A 12878-nucleotide genomic window follows, 5' to 3' on the forward strand; every position below is an offset into this window, starting at 1 on the left:
ACCTAGATTTTAACATAATTATTGTTCTTTTAAAAAAGTTAGGTTATTTGCTAAAAATTATTACTTTATTTTTTTGTAAGCCTTTCTCGTGCCTGAGTAAATGCTTCGCTAATGACTGGCTCTTGTGCTGTTTGCCCAACATATATACTTAAAGCTTCCCAGCGGGTCTTATCAATGGATATCCCAGCCAATTCCAAATTTAGAAAAGCGACAACTATACTGATATCAGCTAATGAAAGCGCACTACCTATTAAATATTGTTTATTATTAATTTGTTGTTCAAGATAGTTAAAAATTTCAGGAAGGTTCTCTTCTGAAGCTATTTTTATCGCAGCTTCATCAGGCGTTCGATTAAACTTTCTGGCAAGAACTTTATTAAAGAAAATGGTATTCACCGTAGGAATTAATACTGTATCCGCGTATTCTTCATACCATAGGCATTGAGCATAATCTTTAGGTTTAGAAGGATAAAGTGCAGGTGCAGGATATTTCTTTTCAAGATAAGCACAAATTACGGATGAATCTGCAAGCGTAAAATTATCTTCCTGGTAAATAGGAATCTTGCCCAGCGGATTTAATTTTAACAGCGCTTCTTTATGGGCCTCGAAGAAAGGCGCCATTTCTTTAATTTCAAAATCTAAATGTTTTAAACGAAGGGATATCCAAACTTTACGTACAAAAGGCGACACTATCGAGCCAAACACTATTCGTTGATTAGTCATTCTATGAAATCCGTATTAATTTAGCTGGAAAGATTATTAACCATATTACTATATGACAGTTCTGACTGGATAATTTATTTTTTTATAGTTTGATCTGGATCTAAATTCCTAAAAACGCACTGACCGCCCTCGCAAAACATCGATATTTGTAAGCTAAACTTACCATCTCGAAACCGGTGAGAAACATACCCTAAGAGGTTCTCTCTTTTTGTGTCTTCGTTTTTATAGAAAGAATACCCTATTCCTGCTTCCTCGCATCCTGGTTTTTTTGAAATAACCAGTTGTGTTTTGTCACCAGGCATAAGAATTTCTTGCCCGCTATCCACAACACAGCCAGACTCAGGCCATACTCGAGTTTTAACTAATACATATTTAATAGGGCCTTCATTGCTTTGATTAATAAATTGGGAACTATAAGAATCTTCCGCATAGACCACCGTAGGAAGTTGATAAGTAGCAATAATGGCGATTAGAAAAATCGAAAATTTATTCCAAGTATGAGTTAACATAAATAATCCTTTATAAACTTAATTGTCATTCAGTTTAGCTTAAAAAATCAGTTTTGTGAGACTTAAAAAATATAGCAACGGATTTAGCGGAGAATCTAATTAATGTGATAATTAATCTAAGACTTACTTTTATATTTATTTAGTACGATGTTAAATAAAAAAGTGCTTAAGAGATTAAGTTATCTATTTGTCATATTTTTGCATTCATGCAAGATATCATCTCCTCAGCCTTTAAATTTTGTTTCTAGCACCTCACCTATTTTGCACAAAGTTATTAAGCCTGTAACTTTTCCTTTAACCAACTCTGATAAAGCACTAATAAAAGTTATGAAATATTCAATCTTACCGGCACAATTGCAAAAAAGAAAAGCTGCTTGGAGCGATTCTGTGGGCATGGCAGCAAATCAATGGGGAATTGATAAGCGTATTTTTTTATTTTCGCCTAAAGGCTCAGATAAAGAAATCGAGGTCATTATTAATCCAGATTATATTCCAGTACCTACTACAAATAATAAGGCCATTAAAACAGAATATGAATGGGAAGGATGCTTTTCGCTTCCCTTTAAGGTTGGCTATGTGAAGCGTTATCTGGCTATAAAGGCAATCTATCAAAATGAACAAGGAAAAATTATAACAAAATATTTAAGTGGCTACCCAGCTCGCGTATGGCAGCACGAAACTGATCACTTAAATGGCAAACTCTATAATGATAACTCTCTTAATATCTACCTGGAAGAAAAAGTATTCTCTACGAAAGAGCTAGCTGAAGCATTTTATAATGCAATGGAAGAAGAAAAAGGAAGATACTAGATGGATAATGTATGCCTTCCTGCGTAGGCAGAAATCCATGGTGAAACTAGTCTCAGTGCTCATTAAAGGATGGACCCCACCTACGCGGGGATGACAGAAAATTTGCATGAATGATATTGTAAGGAGTAAGTTGGGCTAAGCATAACGCAGCCCAACATTTGCAATCATAAGACAGGTAATATATCCATAATTTGTTGGGCTACATTTCATTTAGCCCAACCTACGCTTTTTGGGGGATTTATTTATCTGGCGGTGAGAAAATACTAAAAACTTATTCTGATACAAATCCATTTTGGTTATAGTATTAAATTAAGAAATTAAAGTTGAATAATATGCCTGGAACAAGTTTATTTGCACTAATAGACGATATTGCTGCTGCACTTGATGATATTGCTCTTTTAACTAAAGTAGCAACGAAAAAAACAGCCGGTGTATTAGGCGATGATTTAGCACTTAATGCCCAACAAGTCATAGGTATACATGCAAATAGGGAATTACCTGTTGTCTGGGAAGTAGCGAAAGGCTCTGTTGTTAATAAAATAATATTAATTCCTTTAGCACTTTTAATAGGATTTTTTATGCCCCTCGCTGTTAAGATTTTATTAATGTTAGGTGGCTTATATTTATGTTTTGAGGGATTTGAAAAAATTATTAAGCGTTCACACCAAAAACAAGACAGCTCAATAGAAAAGATAGAGTTGCAAGCTATAGACATGCATCAATTTGAAAAAGACAAAATTCGAGGAGCCATACGGACAGATTTTATATTATCAGCTGAAATTATTGTCATCACATTAGGCACAATGGCTACCACATCATTAACTAATCAAATTATCGTCTTAATTCTAATTTCTCTAATTATGACAATTGGCGTTTACGGTTTAGTCGCTTTTATTGTGAAACTAGATGACTTAGGTTTTATTTTACGCGAGAAAAAATACCCTCTTAAACAAGTTGGAATGGCTTTAATTAACGCAGCACCTCTCTTAATGAAATTCTTAGCAATCACCGGAACAATTGCTATGTTTTTAGTAGGCGGCAGCATTATTGGCCATGGAAGTCCTATGATCCATCATTATACAGAACATTTATCACTTCCTTTGTCCATTGGCGCTAATTTCCTCATTGGCCTTATTTCAGGAGCCATGGCAGCTGCGTTATATTTTTCTTTTAATAAACTTAAAGCAAAGTTTAAAGCCTGAAAACTATCTAAATAACGTGAGTTCGACATAAAAGAGACAAAGGCTCTTTTATGTCGCTAAACGAACGTTATCCCGTAAAATGCGAAGCAGTTATACAGGCTCTAAATTAAACATAAATAAAGTGATGAGTTACTAAGTCCTACTAATATTTACCTTACAAATACCTTGAAAATCATCTGCTATATCAGAAGGCGGTACTAAAAATCTAATACTAATTTTTTCATCATTATTTTCCATATTAGTAGTATCAACATTAAATTGAAGAGGAAACCGAGGAGAGCTAGGCTGTTGATATTCAACACCTCTTGGCGCAGTAATACTATCTAGAATATTTGAATTAAATATAGGATTTTTTAAAGCACATTCATAATGTAAACCTTTTTGTAATTTCACTTCAAAATAAAAATATCTTGAGTAGGCCGAGGATGCTCCTTGAGAACAATTGCACTGGGTATTAGCTGGGCAATCAATCCGAGTTGGACAAAAAGCTGCAAAAGCTAAAGAAGTGAAATTTGAGAATAAAATAATTAGTACACATAATAAGTTTTTCATGGTTTTCTCATTCTATTAATCGACAGTAAAGTTAATTTTTATTTAGGACTACATTGTTCTGACTTATTTGCATATTCTTCAACTAAATATTGAGTAAGAGCAAGGGGTATTGCTCTCCTGGTCACTGTCTGCGCTATTTTGAAAAAAGAGCCTCGATATAAAACACTTACGCCTTCTTCCCTTACTGCGTCCTTAAAAATAGAGAAAGACGACACATTACTTTTTTGCACTTGTTTTCTTTTTTTAATAAAACTAACTGGGTTCGTGACCAGCGTATCGGCTGTTGCACCTACAAAAGAAGCGCATAACAATGTTTGCAAAGGCGATTTGTTTAAACCTTGATCAGATATAAACAGCCTAGTAGCTGATGTTACACCAAAAAAAGTTGATAAACTTAAAATATTTTTAAATCCTGCTAAAGGCCATCCATTATATAATGCCCACCGTTTAGTCTTTACTGAATCTAAAAACACGTTGGTATCACCCATTTGCTTATTTAATTTGAATGTATCAATAGGATGTAAAATAGGTAATTCTAATATACCTATCGACGCACCAGCAGCAGCTTGCAAAATAGGCTTACTATTATCACCAAAATGTTCTTTCACCGTTTCTCCAATTTGATTATTGAGAAATTCAAACATTAAAGGCTGGCCACAATACTTAAATACTCTTGATAATAATTTATAGGAACCTGCGCTAAAAAAACCAGGATATAAAGACTTAATTTTTTCCCAAAAAGAACTAGGTTTCTGCTGCAAAAAAACAACGTTTAAAAAATCTTCTTTAGATAAAATTTTCGTTTTTGAAATTTGATAGCGATTAAAAGCAGTTCCAAAAGGATAGGTAAATCCATGAGATATAGCAGTATAAGAGGTTACGAGTGCAAAGTTCATAACGTGTTTAGTAGAAAAATTTTGGGCAGAAGATGGTGTTTCTGATTTAGACATGGAGTTAAAATAATGATAATAAAAAAATACGAATTCTAGAGTAGAAAAGAAAAGAAGTCATTAAAACAATAAGATATAGAAAATTTGATATGAGTTTTGTTTACAAATTAAGGTTCGTTCCCCTATTCATTCTTGTAGATTAAAAACTTTATCTTATCTTACTTAATAAATAGTAAATATCATTTAGCCGAGTATTTAAACGAGTAAAGAAGTACATTAAGTTAAAGAAGCCCAATGCCTTATTATCTAAAGAAGAGAAATGTTTCGGGTCATCATTAATGGCTTTATTAAATAAATCCATTAAATTGGTTGGTGGTAACATCGAGCCATAATCTTCTCTTTTTAATCGCTTCTTTAACGTTGTTAAATTAGCCTGAGTTGTTTCAATAGGAAAAATAATACGCTCACGTTCTTCAGGCGTTAAATAAGGCGCAATCCAACGATATGCTTCTATCAAACCTATAACATATTGAATACAAAAAGAGGACTCCGTCATCAATACACTAAAATCCCGCCTAGTCATGCGATGAAATAGAAATTCATAACTAATAGTTAACGCGTTATTACGCAGTGTTTGAAAATCAGTATATAGACGCTGAGTAACTATAATAGGATCATTTTCGGCCTCGTCTTGAAACGCTAAATTAAGTGCCATTTGAATTTGCTCAATATGATTTACAAAAACATCGGTTACGCTAGTTTTGACAGGTAAAAATAATCGACTAACTAAAATAGCGATTCCAGCACCTAAAGCTGTATCTAAAATTCTATCGCGAAGTAAAATTAAATCCCACTCACCTAGCAGCGCAAATAAAAAAACAACAACGCCTGTTAAAGCAAAAATACCTATTAAGTGATAAATAGAAAATAAATAAACTGTGAAAAAAACGAAAACCAACATAACGAGTAGAATAAAAGTATGATTGGATGGAAGAATCCAATATAAGACGGTACCAACGCAGCCTCCTAAAATAGTCATGCTAACGCGCTCAAGAGAGCGCCTTAAGCTATCTCCCCAAGTTTGCATCGTTAAAGCCATTGCAGTTATTGTTACCCAATAGCCTCTCTCTAATTGAAAAATATAAGTTAATAACTCAGCGATTGTAATTGCGATAGCTGCCTGGCAAGCACGTTTAGTTGTATTTTTAAATTCCATCATCAAGCCGCACTAGTTGAATAATATGTTGATTAAATAAATTAAAACTTAACTTAAGATTTAATAAAGCCATGATAATAGTTGGCTCAGAAAGCTGCTGATGATTTAATTCTCCAGTTAAGTCATCAAATAAAATATGTTTTGTAGTGCCAGAAATGGAATAATCCCTATGCATTTTCAAAGAAACAAGTAATTCACTAAATTGCTTATTTATTGATCCTAAATCTGAGCGCACCGTGTTAGACAGATGATAACCATGTATTTTTAAGATTCGATAAGCTTCAATCATTAAAACATAAGCGTGAATCAGAGCATGCTGGTGCGTTAAAATATTATTAATTTTATTTTGCTGCTTATTTGCTGATACTGTTTGTTCAAGTACATGATTTGTATCTAGCAGCTGACTTAAATGGTTTTTAAGTTGACTAAATTTTTTTTCTTCCAAAGGACGAATAGAGCTTCTAGACAAAAGATACCGCTCGATATCTAACATGCCTAATGCAAGTAAATGAAATAAGCGGTTAGAATTATATACAAATAACCGAGTATAGTTTTCAGGAAACACTAATAATAATGTTAGCGCTGAAACTAAGAGACCTACAACAACACCATGTAAATGTAAAGCAATAGCATGATTGGTATTAACAGGAAGAATTGTTGCTAAAAAACAAAGTATCCACATCATCATGGGCGCAAGACTAGTTTGTAAATCAAACCTGCGGATATAATTTACGCCAAAGCCTAAAAAAATTAAGACTATACTTTTCAAATTAGAAAAGTCACGCACATATAATCCTAAAAGAAACAAGCCAAAATAAATAGTATTAAAGAGAGTTACCTGTATTAAACGTCCTGTATAAGATTTAGCAACAATTCCCTGCATTGAGAAACCACAAACTAAACCACCTATTACTTTGGTAAGAAAGGCCTCTTGATTAAGAAGAACTAAAGTAGTTAAAATTGCAAAGATTGTTTTTACTGCATGCTTGAGATAAAAATAGCCAGGATCAATATTCCATAATAAAATTGGTATCTGTTTAAACCGATAAAATTCCTGCATGGTAAAGCAACCTCTTGTAAAGCACCCTTAATTCCTTACAGACAATATATTAATATTTTTGCTGCAAAAAGGGATTTCGTATTATCCTAGGCTATTTTCCATAACAATGGTAATTATGAATAAGGCAAAACCAGCTGCTAGGCTTATCTTTGATAATGAAAACAAGTACTATCAATGTCAAGGGGCATGGTCAATAAATTACTTAGATGAACTAAAAAACACACTAACTTTAAGTCCTGAAGCTGAGACGGATACTATTGTTATTAGTGGTGCTAAACTTGATACCTTTGATAGCGCTGGTGCATTAGCATTACATGATTTTATTAATTCTTTAAAAGACCAAAATAAAAAGATCACTTTGGTTGACTTTTCTAAGCAGCAAGAGGCATTACTAAATTTAGTAGACGATAAAAAAGAAATACTAAATTATAAGTCGCCTCCTAATCACCATAAGAATTTTCTTTATCGCATTGGTTATGAGAGCGTACAGAAATTAAATCAAGCTAAAGGGTTTATTGCACTTTTGGGCGATTTAACAGCGAAAATTTTTACAGCGTTTGGACAATGGCGACGTTTTAGATTACCAAGCATTGCTTCTAATATGGATTCTTCTGGTATACAAGCCTTACCTATTGTTGCCTTATTGTCTTTTTTAATTGGTGTAGTTTTAGCTTACCAGATGGGTTTGCAGTTACAAACTTATGGTGCTAATGGCTTTATTGCGTATTTATCAGGCATGGCTATTTTTCGCGAATTCTCTCCATTAATTACAGCTATTATTGTTGCAGGTCGGACGAGTTCTGCCTTTACAGCACAGATTGGCAGTATGAAAATTAATGAAGAATTAGATGCTGTATTAACTATGGGATTATCCCCTACTGAACTTCTTGTGGTACCTAAAGTAATAGCTTTACTTATTATGTTCCCTTTATTAATTTTTTGGTCTGATTTTTTTAGTATATTAGGCTCTATGTTTATGTCTAAATGGATGCTTGATATTAGCTACTATGATTTTTTAGCGCGCCTTAAAGACTCAGTTGGCTTAAGGCAGTTATTATTAGGGCTCTACAAAGCACCTGCGTTTGCGCTTATTACCTCTTTAGTTGGATGTTTTCAGGGCTTTTTAGTGCAAGCGAATGCAGATAGTATTGGCACCCAAACAACAAAAAGTGTGGTACAAGCTTTGTTTTTAATTATTATTGCAGATGCCATATTTTCTGTTATTTATAGCTGGATGGATTTGTAATGGCTGAACCTATCATTGAAATTAAAGGCCTTAAAAATAATTTAGGTGGCCAATGGGTGCATTCAGATGTTAATTTAACTGTCAATCAAGGCGAGATTTTAGCAATTATTGGCGGTAGTGGTACGGGTAAGACAACGATTTTAAGAAGCTTACTTATGTTACTGAAGCCTACGGCTGGGTCTTTAAAAATATTTGGCCACGATCTAGCAACCTTATCACCCCAGGAAGCGTTTAGAATTCGGCAACGTTGGGGTATGTTATTTCAGCATAGTGCCCTCTTTTCAGCAATCACTGTTTTAGAGAATGTCATGTTTCCTATGAAAGAGTTTACTTCTCTAGATACGCAATTTATGCAGGAATTAGCAATGCTGAAAATTGCTCTAGTAGGCTTGCCTAAAGAAGCAGCAGGCAAATTTCCGGCTGAATTAAGTGGTGGTATGCAAAGGCGTGCTGCAGCAGCAAGAGCGATTGCAATGGATCCTGAGTTACTATTTCTTGATGAGCCAACCACCGGTTTAGATCCGCATAGCGCTCGTTTATTTGATGATTTAATTTTATTTTTACGCGACACCTTAAATTTAACCGTTGTCATGGTGAGTCATGATATGGAATCATTAAAGCGTATAACAGATAGAATTGCCTTTGTTGGCGATGGCCAAGTACTATCAGTTGCGCCTCTTAACGAATTGATGGAAAATCAGCATCCATTGATTGCTGATTATTTTGAGAAGCTTTAAGCTATCTAGATCGCAATGTATAGTGTCACCTAATAAAGCCTAGCGGGTGATATTTTAAAATATAAATTACATTAAACAGGTAATATCTTAGCATTGGAGTAACTTTTGGAAGCAAAAACCAACTATACTATGGTGGGCATAGCTGTAATCATCTTAGCGAGTGCACTCGCTATTGCAGCTATTTGGCTTTCAGTTGGCCTTGATAAGAAAAAATACAATATTTATGCTGTGTATATTCATGAAGCCGTGTCTGGTTTAAGCCCAGATTCACCGGTTAAATACAACGGCGTTCAGGTAGGAAATGTCGCTAAAATTGAGTTAAGTAAACTAAATCCTCAAGAAGTTAAACTACTTTTAAATATTGCCGAAGGGACGCCTGTCACGACTAGCACTACTGCGACCTTAATTACACAAGGAATTACAGGGAACACTTATGTTGGCTTATCAGCAGGATCGTCAGACTTAACACCTTTACAAAAATTACCCCATGAACCCTATCCTATTATCCCTACTAAACCATCTTTATTTAAACAATTAGACAGTGTAATGAAAGATGTTTCTGAAAATATTAATAGTGTCAGTGTTCGTTTACAAGAAATTTTAGATAAAGAAAATGCAGCAAATTTAAAAAAATCATTGGCTAATATTGAGTCTTTTACGAATACTTTAGCAAAACAGAATCAACAAATTACCAGCAGTTTAAAACATGCTAATGTCTTCTTAAAAAATATGGCTGATACAAGTAAACAATTCCCATCTGTGATTAAAGATTTAAAACAGGGTATGAATAAATTAACAACTGAAGTGGGCCAAGCAAGCCAAAGTATTACTACTACAATGGAATCTGGTAAAACGACCATTGATAAAATTTCACAACAAACCCTACCACCTATACTAACACTTGTGCGTCGTCTAAATGCTATTGCTAACAATCTTGAAAAAGTGAGTAACCAACTTCGCCAAAATCCATCCGTCATTATTCGAGGCACAACTGGTCCCAAACCGGGTCCTGGAGAATAAATGTGAAAAAAATTACGCTTCTAATTTTAAGTGTATGTTATCTATTAACATCATGTTCTGTTAAGCCTACTATTACGAGTGAATATAAACTAGATACTTTTAGCGAAAAGAAAGTCACTAATCATTCAAATATCTCTATCTTAGTTGCGCAGCCTGAAGCACTAGCCGGCTACGATAGCCAAGACATGCGCTATGTTAGTAAGCCGTTTGAATTAAGTACCTATGCCCATAATGCCTGGGTAGATACCCCAGCAGACATGCTCCTACCTCTAATTTTACAAAGCCTACAACGTTCTGGTTACTTCGCGGTTGTTACATCAGCGCCAATTACTGAAAATACTGATTACCGTCTTGATACACAGTTAATCGAGTTAGAGCAGAATTTTTTAACCAAACCTAGCCGTATTGACTTAACAGTTAAAGTAGTATTAACTCATGTACCCGATAATCGGGTTGTTGCCTCAGAAATAATTAGTGAACATGTAACCTGCCTATCAGATACCCCTTACGGAGGTGTTGTTGCAGCAAACCAGGCAACCAAGCTTTTTACAGCTCAATTGACTGATTTTGTTGTAACCCATACAAGAAATGACAAAAAATAGATAGACGTTAAACATAGCGAAGTTGTTAAAATAATTGTACAATGAACCGCCATTTTGGCATGCAAGTACGGTTTCGGAATAACAATCTTATTAGGCTATCTCATAGGATGAATATTCCAGGTTTCTATTTAACATTATTTAAAATAAATTTGCTAAGGAGAAAAAGGATGAAAGCTAAATCGTTTTCAAAGTTGGGGCTCGTGGCCGCAAGCATCGTCCTGCTGGCATCCTGCTCAAAAAACCCCAATGGCGCTGGGATGGCTTATGATGATGGTGATATGGCAGCACATGGTTTAGGTCAATTCACTCGCTTTCCAGGACAGGCACCCGGTGAATCCTATACAACCCAAGCACCTCATAACCAACTTTATCTTTTCTCTTATGATGATAGTAACTTTAATCCCAAATACATGGCTTCTTTAAATGCTCAATCGGCTTATTTAAAATCGCATCCTGGTGCTCGGGTATTATTAGCTGGACATACAGATGAGCGTGGTAGTCGAGAGTACAACGTAGCATTAGGTGAGCGCCGGGCGCATACAGTTGCAGAACTTATGCGTATGGCGGGCGTTAATCGACAGCAACTTCGTATAGTAAGCTATGGTAAAGAACGACCTGCAAATTTTGGACATGATGATGCATCCCATGCACAAAATCGACGTGTAGAATTTATTTATGAGGCAACAAGATGATAAGATCGCCTAAGGGCTTTTTAATTATCTGTTTTACTTGTCTTCTTCCGCTTTCTGCTTTAGCAGAGGCACCTGTTGTAGATGATAGTGAAAATTTTGCGATTTTTGATGATGGACAGGCTGCTATTGAGCAGCCTGTTGCCAAAGCTCAATTAGAAGATAATGACGCAGAGATTGCACTTGCCCAAGATAATGAACTTAACGCTGATAGCACTAATGTAGAGTTACTTGATAAATTAAAAAGTTTGCAACAAGAGCTCCAAGAATTACGGGGCCAGCTAGAAGTGCAAGCACATAATTTAAAAACTTTACAGGAACAGCAATTAACTTTTTATCAAGATATTAATACAAGATTGAAGTCAACTAACCCTGCTGCTACCTCAGCAGCTACTAAAATAATCAACAGTATGAAGCGTGCAACAGAGCCATCTATTGATGAAGTTGGTACTAAAAAAGCAGAAACGCCAGCAGTTAAACCTTATAGTGAAAAGCAAACTAAAGCAAAACTGGAATTTAAGGGATCATTAACTGCAGCTAATAAAAATCCTGCTGATGAACAAATAAGTTATCTTGCTGCTTATGATTTAGTGAAAAATAAGCAATTTGATGATGCGCTCTCTGCAATGCAAAATTTTGTAACCAGATATCCACAAGGTGGTTATACTGCTAACGCCCATTATTGGCTTGGCGAGCTTTATATGGTGAAAAAAAATTATGCGAGTGCTATTGAACATTTTGAAACAGTTTTAACTCGGTTTCCAACCTCAAGTAAGACTGCTGCTTGTTTATTAAAAATTGGCTACGCATTAGCTGCATCAGGACAAGAAATAGAAGCACGTCAGCGCTTACAAGAAGTAGTAAAAAATTATCCAGATACACCTACAGCAGAGCTGGCCGCAGCAAAATTAAAATCTATCAGCACATTATGATGTCCACAAATAATAAATTACGTATTACGGAAATATTTCACTCATTACAAGGAGAGTCAAACACCGTCGGATTACCGACAGTATTTGTTCGATTAACCGGCTGCCCATTACGATGTCAGTATTGTGATACTGCTTATGCATTTAATGGTGGCGAGCTGATGGAAATGGATACTATTTTGGCGAGAACGCTTAGTTTTGAGTGTCCTTATGTCTGTGTTACAGGTGGTGAGCCACTTGCTCAACCCAATTGCTTTCACCTCCTTAAATCTTTATGTGATGCTGGTTTATATGTTTCTTTAGAAACAAGCGGCGCACGTCCTATAGCCAATGTTGATCAACGAGTTAATATTGTAATGGATTTGAAAACGCCTGATTCAGGTGAGTGTGACAAAAATTTATTGGATAATTTAAATTTTTTAAAAAAAACTGACCAAATTAAATTTGTTTTATGCAGTCAAAAAGATTATGAATGGGCTTGTAACCTATTAAAAGAATTTCAACTTCCTGAAAAAGCCCAAATTCTTTTTTCACCAAGTTGGCAAGAGCTAGATGCTACTCTACTTGCTAATTGGATTATTAGAGACCGCTTACCTGTTCGTTTTCAGATTCAACTACATAAAGTTCTTTGGAACGATATGCCTGGGCATTAGTTTTTATGTCTCTTTATATTTTTATGTAAAGGCTCAGGAGA

15 protein-coding genes are annotated in these 12878 nt (G+C 35.0%); 9 read left to right on the forward strand and 6 right to left on the reverse strand.

Annotated elements, in window-relative coordinates; genetic code table 11:
• Positions 1–65 precede the first annotated feature (65 nt).
• Together DYH30_RS12935 and DYH30_RS12940 are read right to left on the reverse strand one after the other, a co-directional pair.
• Positions 66–722: a glutathione S-transferase family protein gene (locus DYH30_RS12935; protein ID WP_115332050.1), complete on the reverse strand. Its 657-nt coding sequence runs from the start codon at positions 720–722 to the stop codon at positions 66–68.
• A gap of 74 nt (positions 723–796) precedes the next feature.
• Positions 797–1231, reverse strand: coding sequence for a hypothetical protein (locus tag DYH30_RS12940; protein ID WP_115332051.1), 435 nt, complete (start codon positions 1229–1231; stop codon positions 797–799).
• Positions 1232–1378: 147 nt separating this feature from the next.
• On the opposite strand from DYH30_RS12940, the gene DYH30_RS12945 reads away from it, so the two are divergent.
• Together DYH30_RS12945 and DYH30_RS12950 are read left to right on the forward strand one after the other, a co-directional pair.
• Positions 1379–2041 (forward strand): peptide deformylase, encoded by a 663-nt coding sequence (locus DYH30_RS12945; RefSeq protein ID WP_115332052.1) that lies wholly within the window; start codon positions 1379–1381, stop codon positions 2039–2041.
• 332 nt (positions 2042–2373) lie between these two features.
• Entirely contained in the window at positions 2374–3243 is an 870-nt protein-coding gene (locus tag DYH30_RS12950) for a DUF808 domain-containing protein (RefSeq protein WP_115332053.1), read from the forward strand.
• 132 nt (positions 3244–3375) lie between these two features.
• On the opposite strand, the gene DYH30_RS12955 is transcribed toward DYH30_RS12950, so the two are convergent.
• From DYH30_RS12955 to DYH30_RS12970, 4 genes are all read right to left on the reverse strand, one after another.
• The gene (locus tag DYH30_RS12955; RefSeq protein ID WP_115332054.1) at positions 3376–3795 is read right to left on the reverse strand and encodes a hypothetical protein; all 420 of its coding nucleotides are present in this window, start codon (positions 3793–3795) and stop codon (positions 3376–3378) included.
• A gap of 38 nt (positions 3796–3833) precedes the next feature.
• The gene (locus DYH30_RS12960) at positions 3834–4745 is read right to left on the reverse strand and encodes an MC/SLC25 family protein (protein WP_115332055.1); all 912 of its coding nucleotides are present in this window, start codon (positions 4743–4745) and stop codon (positions 3834–3836) included.
• Positions 4746–4893: 148 nt separating this feature from the next.
• A complete protein-coding gene (locus DYH30_RS12965; protein ID WP_115332056.1) occupies positions 4894–5904 on the reverse strand; it encodes an FUSC family protein in 1011 nt (336 codons plus the stop codon).
• Positions 5891–6961 (reverse strand): hypothetical protein, encoded by a 1071-nt coding sequence (locus DYH30_RS12970; protein WP_115332057.1) that lies wholly within the window; start codon positions 6959–6961, stop codon positions 5891–5893. The genes DYH30_RS12965 and DYH30_RS12970 overlap by 14 nt, the downstream gene beginning before the upstream one ends.
• 115 nt (positions 6962–7076) lie before the next feature.
• Here DYH30_RS12970 and DYH30_RS12975 point away from each other — a divergent pair, with 115 nt between their 5' ends.
• The 7 genes from DYH30_RS12975 (at position 7077) to queE (ending at position 12837) form a co-directional block, all read left to right on the forward strand.
• On the forward strand, positions 7077–8207 hold the full coding sequence (locus tag DYH30_RS12975) for an MlaE family ABC transporter permease (RefSeq protein WP_115332058.1): 1131 nt from the start codon (positions 7077–7079) through the stop codon (positions 8205–8207).
• Complete coding sequence (locus DYH30_RS12980; RefSeq protein WP_115332059.1) at positions 8207–8944, forward strand: ABC transporter ATP-binding protein; 738 nt, start codon at positions 8207–8209, stop codon at positions 8942–8944. The genes DYH30_RS12975 and DYH30_RS12980 overlap by 1 nt, the downstream gene beginning before the upstream one ends.
• Positions 8945–9049: 105 nt before the next feature.
• Positions 9050–9964, forward strand: a complete 915-nt coding sequence (locus DYH30_RS12985; protein WP_115332060.1) for an MlaD family protein — start codon at positions 9050–9052, stop codon at positions 9962–9964.
• 2 nt (positions 9965–9966) lie between these two features.
• On the forward strand, positions 9967–10566 hold the full coding sequence (locus DYH30_RS12990) for an ABC-type transport auxiliary lipoprotein family protein (protein ID WP_115332061.1): 600 nt from the start codon (positions 9967–9969) through the stop codon (positions 10564–10566).
• Between the two features lie 167 nt (positions 10567–10733).
• Positions 10734–11258 (forward strand): peptidoglycan-associated lipoprotein Pal, encoded by a 525-nt coding sequence (gene pal / locus DYH30_RS12995; RefSeq protein WP_115332062.1) that lies wholly within the window; start codon positions 10734–10736, stop codon positions 11256–11258.
• Entirely contained in the window at positions 11255–12187 is a 933-nt protein-coding gene (gene ybgF, locus DYH30_RS13000) for a tol-pal system protein YbgF (protein WP_115332063.1), read from the forward strand. The genes pal and ybgF overlap by 4 nt, the downstream gene beginning before the upstream one ends.
• Positions 12184–12837, forward strand: coding sequence for a 7-carboxy-7-deazaguanine synthase QueE (gene queE / locus DYH30_RS13005; RefSeq protein WP_115332064.1), 654 nt, complete (start codon positions 12184–12186; stop codon positions 12835–12837). Before ybgF ends, queE begins: the two co-directional genes overlap by 4 nt.
• Positions 12838–12878 lie beyond the last annotated feature (41 nt).

The organism is Legionella busanensis (assembly GCF_900461525.1).
Taxonomy (GTDB): Bacteria; Pseudomonadota; Gammaproteobacteria; order Legionellales; family Legionellaceae; genus Legionella_C; species Legionella_C busanensis.